This is a genomic window from Pseudoalteromonas sp. XMcav11-Q, assembly GCF_040104525.1.
Taxonomy (GTDB): Bacteria; Pseudomonadota; Gammaproteobacteria; order Enterobacterales; family Alteromonadaceae; genus Pseudoalteromonas.
Genome location: NZ_JBECOX010000009.1, coordinates 204,021 through 227,093, shown reverse-complemented (window position 1 = coordinate 227,093; position 23,073 = coordinate 204,021). Strand labels below are relative to the sequence as shown.

The window sequence follows — 23,073 nt, the reverse complement described above, 5'->3', positions numbered from 1 at the left end:
TTAACTACCTAAACTCTGCAAATTTTTGAGCGTGTCGAATAGTCTTTGTTCTATTTCAAACTTTGAATCAGTGATAGCATCTAAAAAGCTCGATGATGAAAAGCCTCTAGATGCTTGTTGTAGATAATAATATGCATTATCTGAAGGCTCATAAGCATACGCCTTTCGCCAGAAATTCTTCAAACCATACCAAGTGTAACAGGCTTGAATATAGGTATTTGGATCTAACATTCTACCTGTCCAAGGCGATTTGATGATACGAGAGTGAAATTTTGTTGGTAGACACGGCTCATACAATTCAGCTAGGTCAAATAGATTATGTGTCATCTCATGAACGATAGCATCGGCAATTGTTTCAACACTCACCTCACTAAGATTAGGATTAATCAAGACAATTAAGCCATTGCTAATATTAGTTGAAGCACAGTTAAAACGATTTTTTGTCTTATCAAACCGGATTGCTATTGAGCAAATGCTCTCTTTTAAAATTGTGTAGCACGGATCTGAAACCGCTTTTATGTAATCTAGCGCATTGTAAATTTTTGGAGTCGAGCATTGAATAAGCTCTGGAGTAATGCCCGTATCGTCCCAAGGAATATCTTTTTGGACACCTCTTGCTAGGTCACTAAAGTAGTCTAGAAGAATGTTTGAGTCGGGATGAACATTTTGATTTTTAAACAGTTTATCTGAGGATGCTTGATAACCAAGATCACCGCGTAAGTTCCAAGTGACTGAGGTTTCATCAATGAAATCACTTTGGATAATATAGTCAGGGTTAAATTCCAAGAAAGAAAGTTCTGTAATTAGTAATCTCTCTATCGTTGATTGATATTTTTCATCACCACGGCGTGCGATCAATGTATTCCAAAATCTTGGTAATTTTAAAAGCTGGTACAGATCATTAGTTGACAGTCTTTCAGAGAGCTTATCAAACAATTCTGAGAGCGGTTTGTTTGATAATACCTCTTTCTCAATGATATCTATCATTAATGTTAATTTACATCGCGTAAATATCTCAACAAAGGAGTCGTTCTCAAACTTCAGACAACTGGGTAATTCGCTCGTTAAAATATTCATAACATTCGTCCTAAATAAAGCTGTTAACACTGCACATCTTTAACAGCTAATCAACCAAAAGGTGGTTACTTCTCGAACGACTTAGACCAGTTCCAAGCGGTAATTGGTGGAGCAATCGCAATGCTATCAACACGAGATTGGTCAACGTTTGCAATATTTAGTGTTTGATCTGAAAAGCTAGCTTTTAACGCATCTAGTTTTTCTGCAACAGAAATTTTTTCTTTTGGTGCTTCAACGATCATTTTTAATTCCTTCTTAAAAGTTAAATTATACCTTGAGGATACATCCTCGAAATATTTGTACATTAAATGATAATGCAGTGTCAAATTTTTTATTTTAACTTGTTAGAGTATGACGTTGGTTTGCACTTATTTTCTTTAACTTAATTTTTTGTAAGTCATTGGATTGTTAGTTTTTATTGGTTTTTTATTTGATGGGCCTAGCTTGGGGCATGGCGAAGCTTACGCTGAGAATGAAGTTGTGTTGAATTTATGTTAATTTTATGGGTTTGTTGGTGGGCTGTTTGGCTATTTTTAGAGTTTGCATTATGGTGATAGATTTTTGGAAGATGTAGATGTAGATGTAGATGTAGATGTAGATGTAGATGTAGATGTAGATGTAGATGTAGAAGTGGAGTAATACATACTCCACTTATAAAACTTAATGCTGTGCTTTGGGAGGGAAGTTAGCCAATAGTTCTGAGATGGTTTTGTTTATTGACTCTGTTCTTTGATCCGGTGATTGATTGCTACGTAAGCGACCTTCTTTTGCTCCACGCCAAACTAGCTGGTTAGACGCTTTGTCTATCATATCGAGTACTAGCGTGCCCACTTCATATTCACGTGTTGTGGTCTGTGTTTGCCAGCCAATACCCCAGTAATTCCAACGCGCACCATATGTGGTGTGAAGCGAGTCAGATTCAATTTTTGTATCAACTGATGCGTGATAGTTAACCAGTAAGTCAGCCGATTGCGGATCGGTGAGAGTGAAACCTTGTTTGCTCATTTCGTTTTGAATTGCACTGCGGATCCGCTTTTCCATTAAGTCATTGACTTGGTATTCACGACCATTATTTTTTAGGTCCGCTTCAGGTGACCAAGCATAGGTTTTGTAGTTAGCGAATTGTACAGACTTATCATAATCCCAATCAGGGGTTTTGGCGCAGGCCGCTAACATCAGCACCAAAATGGCGATAACAATATTCTTAAACATGTGTCTTTACTCCTTAGTCGGATGTTTGCTCTACCTTAACGTGTTAAGGCGTTAAATGGTAGAGACAAGCACCCTTTAATAATTGTATCTAAGACATTAACTTGAGATTAATGTTCCACTTCTATCCAGTCTTTTTCATCTACCCAGTTTTGGCTACCTTGTGCAACACTGCGGATCGGCACTAGGTAGTCACAGCTGATCTGTGGTTTCACCGATGCAAAAATTGGCACAAACCCAAAGCTTAGTGCGGTTTCGATAATGGCCTTTTGGTTTTGTGGGTCGATATCCGCGGCTTCATCGATGTAAATCGGGATACGATACATTGCTTGCTCTTGATCAGATAACAGATAGCGAATAAATAACATGCCACATAAAAGCTTGATGGTGATCCGTGTACCGTTTGAGCCGGCCGAGTCAATTTTATCGAAGTGTTCAATGTCACCCGCGCGGTTGACCACTTCAAAGCGAATGTCAAAGAGGTCAGTTAACGTCAATCCCGCTTTATCACTTGCAAGTTTGATGATGTGATCTTTCGCCTCATTAACGGACTTTTCTGAGCTAGGCTGCTCGCTAAGTAAGTCTAAGCTTTCGCCTTTTTCGTATAAATCTGAAGTGCTGATAATGGTGTCTATGCTATCGATAAGCATTTTACGAGGGATCACATTAATCTTAAACGCTTGCAAGTTAGAGATACGATGCTGGCTTATGCCTTTGTTAAAGCTGTTCATCTCTCGGCGTAAGCGGTCTAAGTCTTGACGCAGTCCTTTAATGGTTGCGGCCACTTCAGTGAGCGCCACTCGTGCTTGTTTATCGACGGCATCTCGTTCGTTATCTAGGTTGTGATACGCGCTGATCAGCTTTTGATACTTAATAGTAACGTCTGACTCGTTTTCAAACTTAGTGATCCCAGCATTGTAGATATGCAAGTAGGTATTACGCACATTAACGTCTAAGTTTCTAAGCTCATTACAGTCTTTATTAAACTGGTGGGTCACTTCAGACAGGTTATCAAAATCAAGATTAATTTCGATTTCGTACGGTGCCAGTTTACCCGAGTATAGGTCTAGTGTGTGATCGATACGTTCTGACTTTACTTGTTTTAAGCGGTCGGCTTGGCGTACCAATAAGTCTTGCTTGCTTTTAATGATAGAGCGGCGATCTGAAATCGAACCGGCATTACGCTGAATATCATGTAAATATTCATCAACTTGCTCACGTTCCATCTCAAGCTGCTCTTTTAGTGCTTGCTGAGCATCGACGGATTGCAACATGGTTTGATATTGCTCAAAGCGTTTCATGGCCGCTTCGGTAGCCATTAGTTCATCATATAGAGCATCACGTTCTTTTTGTTTTTCAGCGACGTTTGCGGCGACTTCACGCTGCTGCTTTAAGTCGTTAAGCGACTGTTGTAGTGACTCCAGCTGTGCTTGCAGTTGGGCTTTGTTCTCACCGCTTTGCATTTGTACTGGACTCAGTTTTTTCAACTTAACGGTAGCACCAGGTACTTTAAGCTCACCACCTTGAACTGACTTAGATAGGGACTCCAAAAATGCGCCAAAGGCATCTTCGTCGGTGATATCAATTTCACCTTGAGAGGTGGTTGAAAACGATAACAAATCCGGATTCAAGATCCGTGAGATCTCTTCCACTTCTTTTAAAGAAAGATCTTCACGCATACGAGTAAACAGGTTGAACTCAAGGTTCTTGAGTTGCAGTTTTAAACTCTTAATCTGCTTTTGCGTTTCGTTGATGCGAAAATCAAGGGTATGGAGACTTTGCCCCTGTGCACTATTAATAGAGAAGGAAAGCTGCTCATATTCCTTTTTCAACAGAGTTAAATTGGTTTTAAGCGTTGCATGATTCGTTAGTTCAAATTCACGTTTTAACGCGTGGAAATCAGTAAACCATTGTTCTATTTGGGTTTGTTTACGCTCGATATCTCGAGACTGTTGGACGTACAGCTGCTGCTTAGACTCAAATTCGCGCTTTTCAGCTTCTATGTCTTCTAGCTGTGTTGCCAGCTCTGCAATTTGCTCATTGTGATAGTTATCATATTCAACCAAAGCTAAATCGAGTTTCGGTGCGTAAGCCGCCAGTTTACCTTTTAATACCGCCTCATTTTCAAGCATTTTCTCAAGGGCTGAAATTGGCTCTTGCATTGACTCCAGCGCATTTAGTTCACGACGCGCACGGTTAACCTTATCAAAAGCGCGACGCCAGACTTCATAAAAATCGACTTTCGAGTTCGACATATGGCGTTCGAACACCTTGAGCATAAAGCGCTTTACGTCTTGTGCACCGAGTTTGTGCAGATTCAAAATACGACGGAATATTTCTTTATATACAGGCGCATCTTGGACATTATTCAGTGGGATCATCTTCAGGTTGATATCGCCATCAAATGGTGTGGCGCCACCTGTGAGCAGGGCATTAAGTTCTTGTGCTTTTAGCTCTACAGGCTTAAGTTGTTTTTCCTGTAAGTGATTAAATAGCTTGGTGTACTTGATGATACTTTTACCCTGGGTGTAATCATCAAGATTCAGTTTGCCTTGATAGCAAAAAAATTGATGCGCGTAACCGGCGATTTTACCCAGTCCCGCAACGCCAATGACCACATCGCCGTGGGGGAGGTTGGCTTCAAGCAAAATATAGGATTGATCAGAAGAGAAGTAGAACTTACGCGTTTCTTCTAAATCGTGGCCATCCCATTCAGTCAGTCTTAAATCGTTGATAAGTGGAAACTGTAGCGCGTTGATCACCGAGCTTTTACCGGTGTTATTCGGGGCGCAGATAGACGCACTTTTATCCAGAGGAATGACACACTTAGCGTATCCGGCGGTATTTAATAATGCGAGTTTACTTAGGCCGTACAACTGCTCGCTCATAGCTCGTCCTCAATATCATATTGTTCTTCGTTTACTTCCATTAGCGCGTCAATGTAGCGATAAATCGGTGCAAGTAGCATAAAGCCTTGCTCAACCTCACGGGCTAGACCCAGTCTCACCATACGTAAAAACACGTCTTTTCTGAGATCTGAGCCCGAAAAAATCTCCAACTGGTCAAAAAGATGCTTATTGAGCTGTACTATGGTTTGCATTAGCTCTAAATCGCAGCTTTCATCAAATAGTACGCGAAGCGGATCTTTACCTTGGTTGGCATAGTGCTCAATTAAAATATAAATGGTTAGGGCAATCGCACGGGAAATTTTCCCCATATTTGGCGTGCTTTCATCGCTTGCCAAATAATAAAAACCACGGGCATCGTGCTGTAAGTCATGGCCTAAAGCTGAAAATAGCGCTTGATAGCTATCAATTTGCTGATCTAACTCTTGCCAAAGGGTAGTGTCTTGCTCACTGATATGATACCCGCTCACCAGTTTTTTATTAATGGCTTGGAGTTCATTGAGCATGTCTAAGTTAATTGTCGTCATAATGCTAATCTTGTTTTGCTTTGGCACTAAATGGATATAAAGAGAAGGTATGCGATGCGATAGTGATCTTACTCTTTTGTTGCTCTTGGCTAAGTGCCAAGTCAGATTCGTTGATCAGTTTTTGATAAAGGAACAGCATTTCGTCTGCTTCAAGATCAGGGTAGCTATCGCTTAAAAAGCCCAATAGTGCCTGGCGCTTTTTACCGGTTTGTTGAAATCTCGTTTTTACCGAGTTGTAATCTGGAATGTTAGGGCTTTGATAAGCTGGCACATCGTCGTGATCGGGCAGCTGATATTCTTCATGCTCAAATTCAACGAGACTTGCCATATATGCGACCATGTGACGCTTTTGCCCAAGGTTAAAACGTTGAATGTCTGACACAAATTCTGGTTGAACTGGTGAGAGTAAACGGTCAACACCGCGCTTTCTAATTTGTCCAAGGACTTTAGAGGCTTGCCGCGTAATGAGTGTATTGCGGCGTAGCTCTTCACGTAACGGCATGAGGAGATCGGCACTGCGGCTTAAACTTTCTCTACCAATGAGGTGCATATCTAAAATGCGTGTTCTGAGCTGCTCCAGCATGCGTTTGTCTGCAGCACCACGGCCTAATTGTTCAATCTCGTCAATTTGCTCACTGACCTGAAGCTCTATCTGATCGAAGCAGCGTTGGAAAGGGCCATGAATATCAACCATTTCCAACATAGGTTCGATATATTCGTCAAAAGCTTCTAATACGGCTTTATATCTCATGCCAAGAGACAGCGTTGAGGTGTCAGACTTTGCTTGTTCAACCAAGTTCATGATAGCGCTTTCGTTATGCTCGAACAGCTTAACAATTTTACGAACGCGTTCGTCCATAATGCGGCTAAAGCGGCGTAGCTCAGAGTAGTCAGCCTCTTCACCGGCTTGTGCGATGCGATTACCTAATCTTTCTAAGTCTTTTACCAGCACCGTGATCTCTTCCGCTAAACCGAGGCTTTCTTCTTGTAAAAGAAAGCTGGCGAAGTCAGCGATTGCACGGTTGATTTCTAACTGTGAAGATTTAGCTAAAGGAATAATAATTTCTTGTTGGAGTAATCGATTGGTTTCTTTATATATCCGTTCACTCGACCAGCTAGAATTTTTCTGCTTTAGGATGTTTTGTACATCTTTTAGACTGAAATCTGCGAGCTTAAATCGTTTAAAAAGTAGCTCGAGTACGCTCCAGTGTTCATTTATCGTATTTAATAATTTTTTTGCTGGGATCATAACTTTCCAGTGTGTAGTAGAGAAGTTTCATCACCACTTCATCAAATTGTCACAAAATGTTTATTGTACGTGGCATGGGGCCTGCGATGGTGCTAGAATCCGCCCCGAAATCGAACCCACCCCTTGTTACATTTAATTACAGGTTGTTTGCGCATTATGGTCACGCCCATTATTCTAACCCTGATCGCCATCGCTTTTATACTCATCGTTATAGAAGATATTATTCACGTAAACAAGGCCAAAACAACGCTTTTTTTTGGTACTTTATGTTGGATTATCGCCTTTATCTCTCCAATTCATGGTCAAAGCCCAGAAATTGTACAAATTGAACTAGACCATAACATTTTGGAAATCGCGACGCTTTGGCTGTTTTTAATGGCTGCCATGACGTTTGTGGCCTACTTGAACTCAAAAGGGTTTATCCAAAATATTGTTCACCGGATCATGCCAACCCATATTAGCGAACGCAAGCTAATGTTTTTGGTCGGTGCTTTTGCATTCGTATTTTCGTCAATATCGGATAACATCACCGCGACGCTTATTTCATTAGCTGTAGTCATGTCTTTGAAATTAGACCCGAAAAAGCTAATTAGATATGCGACATTAATCATCTTCAGTGTTAACTCCGGTGGGGTATCATTGATCACCGGTGATGTAACCACCTTGATGATATTTTTGGCCGATAAAGTAACCATCCCTGATCTGCTTTTACTAATTGCCCCTTCTATTTTTAGCGTATTTATCTTAGCTGCGATGCTATCAATCGGCATGAATGATAAGATCATTTTTGAAAAGGCTGAATTACGCAGAATTGAAAAGACCGATATCACCATTGCGCTCATCTTCTTATCAACCATTTTTGCTACGTTATTCTTAAGCGTGCAATACCATGTACCGCCGATGCTGACTTTCTTATTTGGCTTGTCTTTGATGTTCTTAATGGCGCAATTCTTGATGCGCAAGAAAGACGTTAATAAGAAAATCATCGACTATATCCGTGAAATTGAATACGACACCTTGTTGTTCTTTGTGGGTGTGCTGTTATTAGTTGGCGCGTTGAAAGAGGTCGGTGTACTGTCTAAGTTTACCGATTTATATCTGCATCTTGCACCGGAATACGCAAACTACTTGGTCGGTTTAATGAGTGCGGCGGTAGATAACGTGCCTTTGACGGCTGCGCTATTAAAAGCAGATATTACGATGACTCCAGCGCAATGGCTAACCTTTACTTATGCGACTGGGGTTGGTGGCTCTATGCTTATCATTGGTTCTGCAGCGGGGATCATTGCAATGAGTAAGGTTAAAGCGTTAACCTTCTCAAGCTATCTTAAAATGAGTATCTACCTGCTTATCGCATATACCATTGGATATAGTGGCGCGTATTTCGCGGGTCAGCTTATTTAAGACCAATGGATTTAATTTTTTAGCGCTTTGGGATAAGTTTTTCATAAATAACTTGACACCTAGACGGCTAAAAGATAATTTTCTCACATCGCCCGCATTTATTGCGGGCTTTTATTTTGCTTTTATTCAGATTAACAAAGGCAAAATAAACAGAAGAGGCGCGATGCTTAGGTAGTTAGTGTGAGGTGACGAGACCAATGACCACTAGTGAGGGAAGTATTCGCCGAGGAGAAAAGTTGCTCGTCGCAACGATTCTTCGGTTTACGAGGCTGAATCCTCGGAACTGTCACCGTATTGGTGGAGAGCTTCTGGCAAAGGTCATTTCAAGCGTTCGTCTTTTTAGAAATCCCATGCCGAGTTCTCCTTATAAAATTTGACTGTGCCAACAGTCGAGAGGAGAGAAAATGAATTCGCAGTATGTTGTAGCCAAATTTGGCGGTACCAGTGTCGCTGACTTTGAGGCTATGTCTCGTTGTGCTCACATTGTTCGTGACAACCCAAATGTTCGAGTGGTCGTTGTGAGTGCGTGTGCTGGCGTAACCAATCACCTTGTAACGCTAACCCAACAAAAGGAAGATGAGGCCGGGCGCAAAGCGGTTGTTGCAGCGGTTGAAAACATACAGCAAGCGATTATCGACCAAGTGTCTTTGGATGCTGATCTTGCTGAGGGTTACAAGCAAACTTTCAGTGAATTTGAAAGCCTTGCGAGTTTACCTGCACTTAGCAGACAGCAATGCGATGAAATGTTGAGCTTTGGCGAACGTTTTTCTTCTTATTTGTTTACCCAAATACTACGTAATAACCAGGTTCAGGCGTCGCGCTTTGATGTGCGTAAAGTGCTTAAAACAGATAATCAATTTGGTAAAGCGAATCCAAATGTTGCAGCTACGCGTGAAGCTGCGCAAACCAATTTGGTCGCGCTACTTGGCGACACAGTGCAGGTGACGCAAGGGTTTATTGGTAGTGACCAATACGGCCAGACGACTACGCTTGGTCGTGGCGGTTCTGACTATAGTGCAGCATTGTTAGCAGAGGCAATTGACGCGTCAAGTGTGCATATTTGGACCGATGTCGTTGGTATTTTCAGTACCGATCCGCGTTTGTGTGTAAAGGCTAGACCTATTCCTCGTTTGAGTTTTGATGAAGCGGCAGAAATGGCGACATTTGGTGCTAAGGTGTTACATCCCGCAACTATATTGCCAGCGAGTCGTAAAGGTATTTCAGTATTTGTTGGTTCAAGCCGTGATCCGCAAGCGGGTGGCACTTGGATTGAAAAAGAGAAAACGGCGCAAGCAGGCATTCGCGCAGTGACACAACGCAAAAACCAAATACTATTGACGTTAAAGAGCCCTGAAATGCTTCTTGCTAGCGGCTTTTTGGCTCGTATCTTCACCATTTTAAGCAATTACAATATATCGGTTGACTTGGTAACGACTTCGGAAATTAGTGTTGCACTTACGCTGGATAATGCGCCGAATGCTTCTCGACCAGAGCTAGAACAAGCTTGTTTGGATGAACTTGGCGAGTTTTGTCATGTGACCGTTGAAAATAATCTTACTTTGGTGGCCATGATAGGTTCTGAGATCCAGTTGAAGAAGTGCCAACTTAACCTGATGGATGTGTTGTCAGAGTTTAATATTCGATTGATATGCCATGGTGCGAGCAAGCACAATCTGTGCTTTTTAGTTGAGCAGCAGGAGTCAGATCAGGTCGTGCAGTCAATTCATGCTAAATTACTAGAGGTTGCGTAAGTGAATTTATTGTTTTTTAGGAACTAATAAAAAAGTTGCATTATTGAGTAATGGATGGCACTTTGTTTATAACGGTTAGGGTCTGCTGACCATCAAGTTTGTTTTTCCCTAGGAGTGCCATCATGAATTATAAAGACGTCTACGAATTCTGGTTTGTTGAATGCACTGAATCAGATTGGTGGAAGAAGTCTGCGGACTTTGATCGCATAATAAAAAATCGCTTCGGTATTTTGCACCAAATGGCGCACCAAGGTGAGCTTTCGAGCTGGAGAGCAACACCACTTGGCGCGCTGTGCGAAATCATTATCTTAGATCAGTTTTCACGCAATATATTCAGAGACACTCCAGAGGCGTTTGCCAGTGACGCATTGGCGCTAAGCCTCACCCAACACGCTATCGAAAAGGGCTATCACCGCCAGCTCAACGATACTGAATTGATGTTTTTATACCTACCTATGATGCATAGCGAAAGTCGCATCATCCATCGTGCCGCAGATCATTATTTTCGCGACCTGCCCAATTATGATTTTGAAGTCGCGCATAAAAAAATTATCGATAGATTTGGCCGATATCCCCATCGAAATGAAATACTCAATCGCGATTCAACAGAAGCAGAAATGGACTTTCTAGAGACGCCCAACTCGAGTTTTTGAGGCACGGCTCGAACCTCTCGCATTTTTAGCGGAAGTACGTATAATCGGCCGTCTACAAAAATAATGATTGATTACAGACATGGCTCATACGCGCGATGGATTTCAAAGCCGACTTGGCTTTGTGTTAGCAGCAGCTGGTGCGGCTGTTGGACTTGGTAATATTTGGGGGTTTCCCACACAAGCCGCAAACCACGGTGGCGGTGCATTTTTACTGGTTTATTTTGCGGTAATTTTCTTACTCGCATTACCTGCACTTTACACAGAATTGTACTTAGGCCATCAGGCACAAGCAAACCCAGTTAAAGCACTTAAGACAGCCTGGCGTGAAGGTAATCCGAAAATAGGAGCCGCGGCGGGGTATATCGGCCTTGCTGGTGCTATCGTGATGCTTAGCTTTTACTCCATTGTGGCTGGGTGGATGCTGTCTCATGCACTTGATCCTCTTGCGCAAATGGCTGAACTAGATGCTGCTCATCAGTTTCTTAGCGGTGATTCGATGCTGAGAAACTTTATCTTTACGCCACTAATGTTAATTTTGACTGCGAGCATTATTCTTAAAGGCGTAAAATCAGGCATAGAAGCTTGGTCGCGCAGACTTATGCCGTTGTTACTGGTATTACTGCTTTGCCTTATTGGCTATATGGCGACATTAGACGGTGCAGCAGAAGGGTTTAGAACGTATTTAGTTCCGGACTTTTCAAAAATTAGCGATCCTGACTTGATCATTGCGGCGATGGGGCAGGCATTCTTTTCGTTGTCGTTGGGTGTGGGCTGCATGATGATTTATGGCTCGTACTTAAAACCGAATGAAAATCTACCTAAGCTGACGTTTAGTGTTGCAATGCTAGACACCAGTGTCGCATTTTTGGCCGGTTTACTTATTATCCCTGCAATATTCGTTGCGCAGCAAAATGGTGTTCAAGTATTTCAAGACGGCAAATTAATCGGTGAAGGCCGGTTGATTTTTGCCATTTTACCCGAGCTATTTGCCAATATGGGTGAAATGGGATTATTAGTTAGCCTGACTTTCTTTGTGCTTATGTCTATTGCGTCGGTAACGTCTACCATTTCTTCAACAGAAATTCCGGTATCTTTCTTGGTTGAAAACCATGGCTTTCAACGTAAACAAGCGACTTGGTTGGTTACGTTAGTTATCTTATTAGCATCGAGCACGATTATTCTAAACTTTGATTGGTTGTTCGAATTGGTGATCAGTCTATTCACGCAATATCAGCTACCATTGATGGGGCTGTTCTACTTTATTACTGTTGGCTGGGTTTGGAAGCGCGGTAATCAGCTCCACTTAGAATCCCGTGGTGCACATTACTGGTTTGCTCAGTACGTTAGATTTGTTTGCCCAATCTTAATGACCGCGGTATTTATTAACGTAGCACTGGCAAAGTAGTGATCATTTATTCTCAAAAACGGGAAGCATTGGCTTCCCGTTTTGATTTTTATAACTAAGCTCAAAAATCTCGTGGGGAAACAAACTCCCCAGCTTGAATGCTTTCGTAAGTTCTTTGCGCCAATGAATCTAAGTTGGCTAAATCTTTTCCCATTGAAGCCAGTTGGTTTGTTACTGGAATAATATCGATATCTTCAACCCCAGAAAGCTGAGCTACTCTAGCAAAAGTATATGCATGCTTATACTTTTCGTGTTTGTAGAAAATACTGACTAAAGATGAATAGACTTCTGGGTTAGGGGTATGGCCTCTCTTGTTTAGCTCTAATACGCGGTAGAGAATATCAACGGTTTTATCGTCATCTACTTTGGCATAAAACTCTGCGAGGAAAAGCTGAATTTCGGGATCGTTTTGGACCCTAGGGTCGTCTTGCATATTCAGTAGCTTGTTCATTGCTGTGCGATCACTGTTACGAGACCAATGATAATAGAGCAGGCCTGGGTGGTTACTGCCTTTTGTTTCATTGTAAATACGCGTCATTTCTTTTAGTGCGGTGAGATGACCTTCCACTCGTGAAGTGGTTTTTTCTTTTAACTTGATGTGCTCAATTTTGGCGGCGCGAGAAACACATTGGTTGTAGCTTTCTAAATTTTGCAACAAGTCATATTTGTTTTCGTCCGTTGGAGACTTGTATTCGTGGTAGCGCGCGTAAATTAGCGACGCACGTTCGTCTTTACAGTGACTGTCTTTATTTAAGTCTTCACAAAAACCAGGCGTTTCGCTACACACTTGGTTCAAGGTTAGGGTGTCGTCGCAACCAGCAAGTAGTAACGCTGCAAAGACTAGCGACTTTTTAAACGCCATAGTTTGACCTCAATGATTTTTTATAATTATAGGGGGTTACGCCCGAATAAACAGGGTAGAGCTAATAGTTTACTAGTTTAACGCAATGAATTGTTCGGTAACAGTGGAGAATCACGGCAGTTTAAATTAGAATAGCCGTGCCCATTCGGGCTATCCGTTCAAAGAAAATTGTTTATTAGGCAGAAAAAATGACCTTATCTCACGAGCAAGAATATCAAAACAGCTGGCAAGAGCGTCAAGATTATGCAGAAAGCATGCAACCCCTAATCGGTCGTCTATACCGTAACAAAGGCGTTGAAATCTCTGTATACGGTCGTCCTCTTGTGAGCGCAAGCACCATTGATGTTATCAAAGCACACAAAACAGTAGCACGCTTTGAAGAGCGTAAACTACGTCTTCGTGAAAGCTTTCCATTCTTAGAAGTGATCAGCAAAATGGAATTAGCACCAGGTCGTGTTGACCTTGGTAAGCTAGCTTATGCCTACATTTATAAAAATGCAGGTGAAGGCCGCTCAATCGAAGAGTTTTTAAATGCAGAACTTGCAGAATTACTAAACCAAGGTGCACGTCCAGAGCCTCGTGACGTCGTTCTTTATGGTTTTGGTCGCATTGGCCGTTTATTAGCACGCCTACTTATCGAACGTGGCGGCTCTCACGCTGATTTACGCCTTCGTGCAATTGTTGTTCGCGGTGGCCGCGATGGTGATCTCGAGAAACGTGCAAGCTTATTGCGCCGTGACTCAATTCATGGTCCTTTCAATGGTTCAATCACAGTAGACCATGAAAAAGGTGCGATTAAAGCAAATGGTAACTACATTCAGATTATCTACGCAAACTCACCTGAAGAAGTGGATTACACAAAATACGGTATTGAAAACGCGCTTATCGTAGATAACACAGGTGTGTGGAAAGACGAAGATGGCTTAGGTAAGCACCTTAAGTCAATCGGTGCGTCTAAAGTGTTACTTACAGCGCCAGCTAAAGGTGACATCAAAAACATCGTTTATGGTGTTAACAACTCAGACATTCAGTCTGAAGACAAGATTGTGTCTGCAGCAAGCTGTACAACTAACGCAATCACACCGGTATTAAAAGCACTTAACGACAAGTTTGGTATTAAGAATGGTCACGTTGAAACGGTTCACTCTTACACCAATGACCAAAACTTGATCGACAACTACCACAAAGCTGAGCGTCGTGGTCGTAGTGCAGCATTGAACATGGTTATTACTTCAACCGGTGCTGCGAAAGCGGTTGCTAAAGCACTTCCAGAGCTTGCTGGTAAACTAACTGGTAACGCAATTCGTGTACCAACACCAAACGTATCAATGGCAATTCTTAACCTAAACCTAGGTAAAGAAACAACTGCTGAAGAGCTAAATGAATTCCTTCGTGAGTCTTCACTTTACTCTGAACTACGTGACCAGATTGACTACACTGCATCAACAGAAATCGTGTCTACTGACCTTGTGGGTAGCCGTTATGCAGGTGTGGTTGACTCAAAAGCAACCATCGTTGATGGCGACCGCGTAGTACTTTACGTATGGTACGATAACGAGTTTGGTTACAGCTGTCAGGTTGTACGTGTAATGCAAGACATGGCGGAAGTAAAATTCCCGAGCCTACCTCGCTAACACGAAATTTACGACAAAAAGCCAGCACCAGCTGGCTTTTTTAGTTTTTGAAACAAATTGGTTGTGGTAGGCTTGCAAAGATAGGTCAGCTACAATTAGCTAACAAAAAGTTACACCTTAACTTTGTGCAAAGGCAGGCACAGTATTACCTCTTTTTGAGGCTTAATATTGTTCTAGACTGAAGCAAAGTTGAGTATGGTAACAGTGTATTTACACAACAGTTTTTAACTTATTTAGGGAAACCTATGCGCATTACGAGTAATTTCGATAGTGGTAATATCAAGGTGGTAAAAGCAGAATCACCTGCGGATATTCAACTAGAAATCAATAAAGACAATGAGTCTGACTTTTTTCAATGGTTTCACTTTAGACTTGAGTCTACGCCTTTTTTAGAGCACAAAATTCATATCAACCAACTACTAAACTCAGCATACCCTGAAGGTTGGGATGACTATCATGCGGTTGCATCTTACGATCGTCAAACTTGGTTCCGTGTGCCAACCCGTTATGAGAATGGCACATTAACTATCGATTTTGAGCCTGAATGTGTTCATACCTACTTTGCTTATTTTGCTCCTTATAGTTATGAGCGCCATTTAGACTTAGTCTACTGGGCTCAAGCCCACGATGCGTGCGTTGTAGAGACGCTAGGTCAAACACTTGACGGCCGTGATATGAGCTTACTCACTATTGGTGAGCCGTCAGATGAGAAGAAAAAGATTTGGATCACGGCGCGCCAGCACCCGGGTGAAACGATGGCAGAGTGGTTTGTTGAAGGTCTACTTCACAAACTATTGGATGACGAAGACCCACATGCTGCTGCACTGTTATCGAAAGCGATATTTTATGTCGTGCCAAATATGAATCCGGACGGCAGCGTTCGTGGTCATCTTCGCACTAATGCAAAAGGCGTTAACCTTAACCGTGAATGGCAAACCCCGACACTTGAGAACTCACCTGAAGTTTATTATGTATTAAATAAAATGCATGAAACTGGGTTGGATATGTACCTAGATATTCATGGTGACGAAGCACTACCGTATAACTTCGTTGCGGGCAGTGAAGGTATTCCGAGTTATGATGAGCGCCTACAGCGTTTGGAAGAGTCTTTCAAGGCGGCACTGTTAACTATCACACCTGAGTTCCAAGATGAATTTGGTTACGATAAAGATGCACCGGGTGAAGCAAACCTTACTGTAGCATCATGTGCTGTTGGTGAAGCGTTCAAAGCGTTGGCTTATACCGTTGAAATGCCGTTTAAGGATAATGCAAATCTGCCGGATCCATACTTCGGTTGGTCAGACCGACGCTCATATCAGTTTGGTCAAGACACCTTAGCTGCAATCTTAAATGTGGTTGACGACTTAAGATAAGCTTAAAGACGGGTAATCACCATATTGATTACCCGCTTATTTTTGTGCGTTTAAAAGAACAACAAAATAATATTTAAAAATAATAAGGTAGAACACCTCAACAGGGTGTAATAACAACAATAAAGGGGAATATTCGTGGATGCGTTAGGCAGCTTATTAGATAGCTTGGATGGAATGTTAGGTGGTTCACCTTGGTTCCCGTATGTACTGTTAGGGGTAGGTTTGTTTTTTACAATCTACTTGAAATTTCCACAGATCCGATATTTCAAACATGCTTGTAAAGTCGTTACCGGAAAATATGATAAAAAGGGCCTAGAAGGGGATACCACACACTTCCAAGCACTCGCAACGGCACTCTCTGGCACAGTTGGTACTGGTAATATTGGTGGGGTGGCGCTGGCAATTTCAATCGGCGGGCCAGCAGCATTATTTTGGATGTGGATGACGGCCTTTTTTGGTATGACAACCAAATTTGTGGAAGTCACGCTATCGCATAAATACCGTGTACAAACAGATGATGGCACAATGGCTGGTGGTCCAATGTATTATATGGATCGCCGCTTAAACATGAAGTGGCTAGCGGTATTGTTTGCAATTGCTACTGTGATTAGCTCATTTGGTACAGGTAGTTTGCCGCAGATCAACAACATTGCTCAAGGTATGGAAGCGACCTTTGGTTTTGCACCGATGGCAACAGGTGCGGTGCTTTCTATTCTACTTGCTTTGGTTATTCTTGGTGGTATCAAGCGTATTGCTGCCATCACTTCTCGCGTTGTGCCATTAATGGCTGCGATTTATATTCTTGGCTCTTTTGCCGTTATTTTCTACAACATTGAGAATATCGTTCCTTCTTTCCTTTCTGTATTTACAGATGCTTTCACGGGATCTGCGGCAGCGGGTGGTTTCTTAGGGGCTTCTTTTGCGTATGCATTTAACCGTGGGGTTAACCGAGGTCTGTTTTCCAACGAAGCGGGTCAAGGTTCAGCGCCAATCGCGCACGCCTCGGCAAAAGCCGATGAGCCAGTGTCTGAAGGTATGGTTTCCATTCTTGAACCGTTTATTGACACAATTATTATCTGTACCTTGACGGGATTGGTTATTTTGTCATCGGGTGTGTGGACCGAAAAGTTCGAAACTCATTTTGAGCGCTCGTCTATGGTTATCTTAGACGGTAAATATGACGAATCGAATCAACAAGACCGAGATGCATTGTACGCCTACTTGAATGGTAAAAAAGAGCATACTGTCAAACCTTTCAATGGTGAGATTGAAGTCGTACAGGGTAAGGCGGTAACAGAAAACTTTACCGTGATCCACTCGCGTTCTATTGGTGAGCAAGTACGTTTTGGTATTACAGAGCGTCACAAGTACACAGGTACCGTCGAAGTGAAAGACGGCTTGCCAACAGACAATAGCATCAGCGTGATTGGTTACTCTTTAGTGCATTCGGCAGAGCTGACAACCAAAGCATTTACCCGAGGTTATTTGGGCGAAAATGGTAAATACATCGTTTCGATTGGCTTGTTGTTATTCGCGTTTTCTACGGCAATTGCGTGGTCATACTATGGCGACCGCGCGATGATTTATCTTCTGGGTAGCCGCTCGGTCATGCCATATCGCGTATTCTATGTTGCAGGTTTCTTCTGGGCGTCGTTTGCTGATACGACACTAGTGTGGAAGTTGGCTGCAGTGGCCATTGTAGTGATGACCTTACCTAACTTATTTGGTATTTTACTACTCAGAAAAGAAATGAAATCTTCAGTTAAAGAATACTGGGAAGATTTCAACAAAGAACACAAACAGTGAGTGAATTTTAATTAAAATTATCTTGTCATTTAAGGACAAGAGTTTGCAAAGGTAGTAGAATAGGGCGCCTCACAGGTGCCCTTTTTTGTATTATGGAGAAGTAACACGATGGCAATAGCACAGTGCCCAAGCTGCGGTAAATCTATTTCCTCCAAACATAAGTCCTGCCCGCATTGTGAAACCAATTTAGCAGACTTTTCTCAAGAAGACAGAGAGAGAGCGGCCTCTAGAAACCGTGTAAAACGTCAGCAATCAGTAATGAATTACTCGTTTATTGCACTGATCTTAGTGCTAGGCGGATTCTTATATATCTATTGGCAGCAGCCTGAACCTAACTCGTTTGAAATGATCGCAAGCAAAAGCGCTATAGGCATAGGTGCGGTTTGGTACTTAATTAATCGAGTCATCCTCGTTATTTTGAAAAAGAAAAAGTAGTAATGAATGTAGATAGCTTAGTTCAAAATATTACCCCTGAAGTATTCGAGCGTTTGCAATACGGCGCGTCAACTGGAAAGTGGCCTGATGGTACGTCGCTAAGTGATGCGCAAAAAGAGCAAACCGTGCAGTTGGTCATGCTATATCAAGCAAAAGTAGCCAAGTCCAATGAGCAGTTCACCATCAACGAAAAAGGTGAAATGGTGCAAAAATCCAAACGCGAATTACAACAAGAATTCAAAGCCGACAACGAAATAGCTAGGTTCAGTGAAAATGATCTTTAAACACCTTTTTACACCGAAATGGAAACACCCTAAGGTTGACGTTCGCTCACAAGCAGTGGACAAGTTAGACTTAAGCAAAGACGCAACTTTACTACATACGCTAGCACTTGAGGACGAGTCTGCACAGATCAGAAAAAAGGTACTTACTAAGGTAAATGACCTTGGTCTTTGGTGGAAAGTTTATAAGCAAGATAGTGAGCTAAAAGAGCTTGCTGAGCAGAAAATTTCGAGTGCGGTTATTAATCAAGACACCGCACTGCAGAGCAACATTCGTGATGAATACATTGAACGCTATGCACCAGCTAAAACGCTTGAGAAAGTCGCGTTAATTGAAACCGATTTAACGAACAAAGTTAAACTGCTTAAGCGCCTTGCGAACGCCACGTTAATCGAAAAATCCTTCAAAGAAGGTGATGAAGCACTTCAGATCGCTATGTTGGAACTGATTGCACAGCATTCACTTGAAAAGAGTGTCCTAAAAGCAGCCAAAGGTGAAGCGCTGACTTCTCTTACTGGATCACTGGAGCAGCAGCGATTAGCAAAAGAAATGCCTACTCAAGTTGCTGAGCAAACGCGGGTTGTACTTGCCAAGTTAAACGCGCTAAGAGATAAGCAAAGCTATGAAATTGTGAACGCGCAAGCACAACAGTTATTTGCACAGTGGCAAAGCATTGAGCTTAAGTGGTTAGATGCTGAAACGGTAACTGCACTAGATGAAAAGTATCAACAAGTAGCAGATAAATTAAACCGTCATCTCAATGAGTTACAAGTTAAACATCAAGCGCAGCAAGCTGAGTTAATGCAAAAGCAAAATGAAGCCCTAGAGGTTGCTGAATTAACTGCTGAACTTGAAGCCATTGAAAAATCGGTCGAAATTGCATGTAAAACACTAGACTTAGCCTCGCACGATGTACTGGTTAAGCGTAGTGAAGTATTAAAAGGCAAAGTGTCTGCACCTCAATATGTCACCGTTGAAGCGCTTGGCGAGTTCACCCGAAAACTGCAAAATATTGAGCGTGATCTTGCCGATTTGCCCGCACTTATTGCTGCAAGTGAAACCTTCAATAATGCCTTAGCAGAGTTGAAAGCAGTTGAAGTACCAACTTCATTAGAATCGCTTGATACCCAAGTGCAAGCACAAAAAGACCGCTATGTTGCAGCGCGTAAAGCACTAGATTCACTGCCTAAGGTATTGCATAGATCAGCAAAAGCTGAGCTATCAGATGCAAGCCAAGTGTTTATGACAGCTATCGAGCCGCTGAAAAATGAGCAAGAAAAAGTACTCAAAATCGCGAAGAAGAAAGCACGCGATGTGCAACGATTAATTGATCAGGGCCGATTTAACGTGGCATTTGGCGTTTTTAATGGCTTTATCGAGCAGTTTGAGTTGCTAACGCCAAGCTACAAAAAGCAGCTCGAAAACCAGCATGAAAGCTTGTCTCAAGCATTAAAAGATCTTAAAGATTGGCAAAAGTATGCTGCTACACCTAAACGTGAAGAATTGCTTGCGGAGCTTGATAACAAACTCGCTGAGGAGGCGGTTGACCCAGTTAAGCGTGCTGAGGAAGTAAAATTACTTAGAGTACGTTGGAACGAGCTTGGTCATGTTGAAACGGAACAGGAAAAGGGACAAGCCGCTCAATTTGATGAAAAAATTGAATTATTGTTTGTACCGTGTCGCACTTACTTTGCGGAGCAAGAAGTACAGCGTGAGCAGGCAAAAATTGCACGTGAAGCGCTGATCGAGGAAGTGAAAGCGCTGCTTGGTACTTTGGATAACGAAGGTATTGATTGGCGAGAAGTTGAAGCACAATTTAATCGCCTAGCCAAAGCATGGAAAAATGCTGGCAATGTGGATGCCAAAGTCTATCAAAAGCTGAATTCGATTTACCGTGAGCACCATCAAGCGGTTTACGAGAAACTTAAAGCCTTCCATCAAGCCAATGCCGTTGAAAAGACCAAGCTAGTTGAAACTGCACAGCAGCAGCTAGAGGCTGAAGATTTGGCAGCAGCTTGTGACTTACTGAAATCATTGCAAAAACAGTGGCAGCAAATTGGTTTTGCTGGTGCCAAACAAGAGCATACTCTGTGGAAAGCATTTCGTGCCCATAATGATGCCGTGTTTGAAAAGCGCAGCGCACAATATGCAGAGCAAAAAGCACAGGAGAAGTCGCAGGAAGCCGAGCAGCGTCAGTTGTTAGCAGAGTTCGACAACAAGGTCATAGAAGCGGTAACTCAAAATGAACTGGTTGCTATTCGTAACGAACTCAATACGTTTATTGTAGTGCCAGGACTGAAGCAAGAAAAGAATCGTTTATTGTCTCAAGTGAAGTCGAAATTAGATGATCTATTTTCTTCACAGCGTCGTGAAAAGTTCAATGAACTGGTGGAAGCAGTAGACACTGACGGTGATATTCCTAGCTCTTGGCAAGGCAATAATAAAACCTCGCTAAACGCTGCTCAGTTGCTATTGAGGCTTGAGATTTTAACGAATCAGTCATCACCGGAAGCGTTGCAAAGCGAAAGAATGTCTGAGCAAGTCGCGATGCTGGATGCAAAACTGCAAGGTGAAGAAAGCAGCCTTGAGACTTACCTTATCAGTTATCTAGCTGAGGCTGAAAAAGCCGATATAGTGACTTCAAAGGGGAGATTATTGGCGGTCTTAAACGCTTAACTTCCTATACAGCCAACTTAAACCGTGCGGTTTGAGTTGGCCTCTTTCCGAATCAAGACCTTCCATTATTTTTCTCCTTGTTATCGCTACTTTGTTGATTATATATTTGGATTGCGTTGATTTCGGCCTGATACAAGCTCAATCACTTTCAAACCCACCTAAATCTTAAGTTCATCAGACATGATTAACTTGCTTGATATCAGCTTTAGTAATGAGCACGAAAAATTTAGTTAAGAAAAGCTATTTTATAGATCTATCTATAACAACTTGTGATACTGTTAATTTTAGTAAGATATTGATAATAAGTGAAAGGCAAGCTTCTACACCCCTAGATAATTTAAATTGGAAGCGGTTTATGACTGAAAAAATTTTGCACGACTTTCTAACCATATGGGTCACCATCGACCCTATTGGCACTATGGCGATATTCGTTGCGCTTACAGCTAATCTCTCTACTGAAGAACGTAAGAAGACGGCGATCAAAACTATAGCCTATGCTTCCATCATTTTGATAGGGTCCATAATTATTGGACAAATTCTATTAGGAGCTTTGGGTATTAGCCTACTTTCTTTTCAGGTTGCTGGTGGAGTTATATTGTTCTTATTTGGATTACAAATGGTTTTTTCTAAAGAATCCAGCGAGAATACGAAAGAGCCGATGCATGATATTTCCGTTTTTCCTTTAGCAATACCTTCTACTGCATCTCCTGGTGCAATTTTGGCAGTAATTTTAATTACTGATAATCACGTTTATACCATTCAAGAACAGCTAGTTACAGCTACTACTATGTTGGTTGTATTATTTATCACACTTTTAATGTTACTTTATTCCACGCGAATACTTCAATTTATCGGAGTTGCAGGAGCGTCACTACTTACTCGACTTATGGGCATGATACTCGCAGCATTATCAGTAGAGTTCATTATGGAAGCCATTGGCGTCAGCAAGTGGGTAGAAAACGCGCTATGATTTCATTAAGTATATGCATGCTAATCAATGTGGTTACTACTGTAATAATCCAAATCAGTTTAAAAGGAAAGCCCAAACTCAGAAAGTAAGATTACCTATTGCTATAAGCACTAAGCTGCGTGAGCGTAATACGCTCACTTGTGCTCTTACTTAGCGCTAAGTATTTGCGCTAGTTTGTGTACATCATCAATAGCACGTTGTTTTGAGTGCTTATGCCTGTCATCTCCAAACTCTTGATACTCAGATGCGATTTCATAAAACGCCTCAGCACCTAAATATGGAGCCAACTGCTCGATATGGCTACTTAGATGATTCAAATGATATTGTGACTCACCTTTTTTAAATGCAAATTCTCCCCAAGATGCCAGTAATACGAGAGTTTTACCCGATAAAATTGGCTCAAGTGGTTTATCACCTCGTGCTAAATCAAAGCTGAAGGTTTTATTTACTCGGATCGCCAGATCAAACCAAGCCTTTAGCACGGCAGGCATGCCGTAGTTATACATAGGGCTTGCGATCACGATAATATCGGCATTGGTCACTTCTTTGATAATTTCGTCAGACTCAGCGAGTACTAAGCGTTGCTCTTCGCTCAACACGCCTTTTGCAAATGCAGCCGCTATAAATGCTTCATCGATGAATGCAGGTTGTTTCACGGAGAGGTCGCGATGGGTGATTTCCACTTCATGTGTGAAGCAGCTAAATTTTGTCAAAAATTGCTCACCTAACATCCGGCTAATTGACTGATGTTGCGAACTCGTCTCACTATACTTTCTTACGCTACTACTTATATATAGAATGTTTTTCATGGCTTTTCTCCAGTTGTGTCTTGTGTTTTATTTTGTGCCTGCGAG

The 23,073-nt window shown here is 42.0% G+C and carries 19 protein-coding genes and 1 riboswitch; of the genes, 11 read left to right on the top strand and 8 right to left on the bottom strand.

The window, feature by feature from the left end; translation table 11 throughout:
• The 6 genes from ABMY45_RS15855 to ABMY45_RS15830 form a co-directional block, all read right to left on the bottom strand.
• Complete coding sequence (locus ABMY45_RS15855; RefSeq protein ID WP_206472738.1) at positions 1–1,077, bottom strand: hypothetical protein; 1,077 nt, start codon at positions 1,075–1,077, stop codon at positions 1–3.
• 65 nt (positions 1,078–1,142) lie between these two features.
• Entirely contained in the window at positions 1,143–1,319 is a 177-nt protein-coding gene (darA, locus tag ABMY45_RS15850) for a darobactin family peptide antibiotic (protein ID WP_157782782.1), read from the bottom strand.
• Positions 1,320–1,737: 418 nt separating this feature from the next.
• Positions 1,738–2,289 (bottom strand): DUF4136 domain-containing protein, encoded by a 552-nt coding sequence (locus ABMY45_RS15845; RefSeq protein WP_010604509.1) that lies wholly within the window; start codon positions 2,287–2,289, stop codon positions 1,738–1,740.
• 107 nt (positions 2,290–2,396) lie between these two features.
• Entirely contained in the window at positions 2,397–5,174 is a 2,778-nt protein-coding gene (locus ABMY45_RS15840; RefSeq protein ID WP_174169034.1) for an ATPase, read from the bottom strand.
• Positions 5,171–5,719 carry a hypothetical protein gene (locus ABMY45_RS15835; protein WP_010371906.1) on the bottom strand — a complete coding sequence of 183 codons (549 nt, stop codon included), beginning with the start codon at positions 5,717–5,719 and terminating at the stop codon, positions 5,171–5,173. Before ABMY45_RS15835 ends, ABMY45_RS15840 begins: the two co-directional genes overlap by 4 nt.
• A gap of 4 nt (positions 5,720–5,723) precedes the next feature.
• On the bottom strand, positions 5,724–6,968 hold the full coding sequence (locus ABMY45_RS15830) for a hypothetical protein (RefSeq protein ID WP_206472742.1): 1,245 nt from the start codon (positions 6,966–6,968) through the stop codon (positions 5,724–5,726).
• Between the two features lie 156 nt (positions 6,969–7,124).
• Here ABMY45_RS15830 and nhaD point away from each other — a divergent pair, with 156 nt between their 5' ends.
• From nhaD to ABMY45_RS15810, 4 genes are all read left to right on the top strand, one after another.
• Entirely contained in the window at positions 7,125–8,372 is a 1,248-nt protein-coding gene (gene nhaD, locus ABMY45_RS15825) for a sodium:proton antiporter NhaD (RefSeq protein ID WP_174169031.1), read from the top strand.
• Positions 8,373–8,517: 145 nt separating this feature from the next.
• A riboswitch (Lysine riboswitch) is annotated at positions 8,518–8,688 on the top strand.
• Between the two features lie 88 nt (positions 8,689–8,776).
• Positions 8,777–10,123 carry a lysine-sensitive aspartokinase 3 gene (gene lysC, locus ABMY45_RS15820; protein WP_017219273.1) on the top strand — a complete coding sequence of 449 codons (1,347 nt, stop codon included), beginning with the start codon at positions 8,777–8,779 and terminating at the stop codon, positions 10,121–10,123.
• A gap of 122 nt (positions 10,124–10,245) precedes the next feature.
• The gene (locus ABMY45_RS15815; protein WP_174169030.1) at positions 10,246–10,776 is read left to right on the top strand and encodes a DUF924 family protein; all 531 of its coding nucleotides are present in this window, start codon (positions 10,246–10,248) and stop codon (positions 10,774–10,776) included.
• Positions 10,777–10,855: 79 nt separating this feature from the next.
• Positions 10,856–12,181: a sodium-dependent transporter gene (locus tag ABMY45_RS15810; RefSeq protein ID WP_237116190.1), complete on the top strand. Its 1,326-nt coding sequence runs from the start codon at positions 10,856–10,858 to the stop codon at positions 12,179–12,181.
• Positions 12,182–12,242: 61 nt separating this feature from the next.
• Here ABMY45_RS15810 and ABMY45_RS15805 read toward each other — a convergent pair whose 3' ends face one another.
• Positions 12,243–13,043: a DUF2989 domain-containing protein gene (locus tag ABMY45_RS15805; protein WP_095727874.1), complete on the bottom strand. Its 801-nt coding sequence runs from the start codon at positions 13,041–13,043 to the stop codon at positions 12,243–12,245.
• A 188-nt stretch (positions 13,044–13,231) separates the two neighbouring features.
• Between ABMY45_RS15805 and ABMY45_RS15800 the strand changes: the two genes are divergently transcribed.
• The 7 genes from ABMY45_RS15800 to ABMY45_RS15770 all read left to right on the top strand — a co-directional run bounded on the left by ABMY45_RS15800 (position 13,232) and on the right by ABMY45_RS15770 (position 22,219).
• Complete coding sequence (locus ABMY45_RS15800; protein WP_010604517.1) at positions 13,232–14,677, top strand: glyceraldehyde-3-phosphate dehydrogenase; 1,446 nt, start codon at positions 13,232–13,234, stop codon at positions 14,675–14,677.
• 245 nt (positions 14,678–14,922) lie between these two features.
• Positions 14,923–16,050 (top strand): carboxypeptidase family protein, encoded by a 1,128-nt coding sequence (locus ABMY45_RS15795; protein WP_174169028.1) that lies wholly within the window; start codon positions 14,923–14,925, stop codon positions 16,048–16,050.
• Positions 16,051–16,185: 135 nt separating this feature from the next.
• Positions 16,186–17,856: an AGCS family amino acid carrier protein gene (locus ABMY45_RS15790; RefSeq protein ID WP_174169027.1), complete on the top strand. Its 1,671-nt coding sequence runs from the start codon at positions 16,186–16,188 to the stop codon at positions 17,854–17,856.
• A gap of 108 nt (positions 17,857–17,964) precedes the next feature.
• A complete protein-coding gene (locus ABMY45_RS15785) occupies positions 17,965–18,291 on the top strand; it encodes a hypothetical protein (RefSeq protein ID WP_010604520.1) in 327 nt (108 codons plus the stop codon).
• A 2-nt stretch (positions 18,292–18,293) separates the two neighbouring features.
• The gene (locus ABMY45_RS15780; RefSeq protein ID WP_010604521.1) at positions 18,294–18,575 is read left to right on the top strand and encodes a DUF1315 family protein; all 282 of its coding nucleotides are present in this window, start codon (positions 18,294–18,296) and stop codon (positions 18,573–18,575) included.
• Entirely contained in the window at positions 18,565–21,249 is a 2,685-nt protein-coding gene (locus ABMY45_RS15775; protein ID WP_206472751.1) for a DUF349 domain-containing protein, read from the top strand. The genes ABMY45_RS15780 and ABMY45_RS15775 overlap by 11 nt, the downstream gene beginning before the upstream one ends.
• A 355-nt stretch (positions 21,250–21,604) precedes the next feature.
• Positions 21,605–22,219: a MarC family protein gene (locus ABMY45_RS15770; protein ID WP_010604523.1), complete on the top strand. Its 615-nt coding sequence runs from the start codon at positions 21,605–21,607 to the stop codon at positions 22,217–22,219.
• Positions 22,220–22,365: 146 nt separating this feature from the next.
• Here ABMY45_RS15770 and ABMY45_RS15765 read toward each other — a convergent pair whose 3' ends face one another.
• A complete protein-coding gene (locus ABMY45_RS15765; RefSeq protein WP_102056631.1) occupies positions 22,366–23,028 on the bottom strand; it encodes an NAD(P)H-dependent oxidoreductase in 663 nt (220 codons plus the stop codon).
• Positions 23,029–23,073 lie beyond the last annotated feature (45 nt).

Bases quoted from the DNA above. Each gene is read 5' to 3' on its own strand.
- ABMY45_RS15855 (WP_206472738.1), bottom strand. From the start codon at position 1,077: ATGAATATTTTAACGAGCGAATTACCCAGTTGTCTGAAGTTTGAGAAC.
- darA (WP_157782782.1), bottom strand. From the start codon at position 1,319: ATGATCGTTGAAGCACCAAAAGAAAAAATTTCTGTTGCAGAAAAACTA.
- ABMY45_RS15845 (WP_010604509.1), bottom strand. From the start codon at position 2,289: ATGTTTAAGAATATTGTTATCGCCATTTTGGTGCTGATGTTAGCGGCC.
- ABMY45_RS15840 (WP_174169034.1), bottom strand. From the start codon at position 5,174: ATGAGCGAGCAGTTGTACGGCCTAAGTAAACTCGCATTATTAAATACC.
- ABMY45_RS15835 (WP_010371906.1), bottom strand. From the start codon at position 5,719: ATGACGACAATTAACTTAGACATGCTCAATGAACTCCAAGCCATTAAT.
- ABMY45_RS15830 (WP_206472742.1), bottom strand. From the start codon at position 6,968: ATGATCCCAGCAAAAAAATTATTAAATACGATAAATGAACACTGGAGC.
- nhaD (WP_174169031.1), top strand. From the start codon at position 7,125: ATGGTCACGCCCATTATTCTAACCCTGATCGCCATCGCTTTTATACTC.
- lysC (WP_017219273.1), top strand. From the start codon at position 8,777: ATGAATTCGCAGTATGTTGTAGCCAAATTTGGCGGTACCAGTGTCGCT.
- ABMY45_RS15815 (WP_174169030.1), top strand. From the start codon at position 10,246: ATGAATTATAAAGACGTCTACGAATTCTGGTTTGTTGAATGCACTGAA.
- ABMY45_RS15810 (WP_237116190.1), top strand. From the start codon at position 10,856: ATGGCTCATACGCGCGATGGATTTCAAAGCCGACTTGGCTTTGTGTTA.
- ABMY45_RS15805 (WP_095727874.1), bottom strand. From the start codon at position 13,043: ATGGCGTTTAAAAAGTCGCTAGTCTTTGCAGCGTTACTACTTGCTGGT.
- ABMY45_RS15800 (WP_010604517.1), top strand. From the start codon at position 13,232: ATGACCTTATCTCACGAGCAAGAATATCAAAACAGCTGGCAAGAGCGT.
- ABMY45_RS15795 (WP_174169028.1), top strand. From the start codon at position 14,923: ATGCGCATTACGAGTAATTTCGATAGTGGTAATATCAAGGTGGTAAAA.
- ABMY45_RS15785 (WP_010604520.1), top strand. From the start codon at position 17,965: ATGGCAATAGCACAGTGCCCAAGCTGCGGTAAATCTATTTCCTCCAAA.
- ABMY45_RS15780 (WP_010604521.1), top strand. From the start codon at position 18,294: ATGAATGTAGATAGCTTAGTTCAAAATATTACCCCTGAAGTATTCGAG.
- ABMY45_RS15775 (WP_206472751.1), top strand. From the start codon at position 18,565: ATGATCTTTAAACACCTTTTTACACCGAAATGGAAACACCCTAAGGTT.
- ABMY45_RS15770 (WP_010604523.1), top strand. From the start codon at position 21,605: ATGACTGAAAAAATTTTGCACGACTTTCTAACCATATGGGTCACCATC.
- ABMY45_RS15765 (WP_102056631.1), bottom strand. From the start codon at position 23,028: ATGAAAAACATTCTATATATAAGTAGTAGCGTAAGAAAGTATAGTGAG.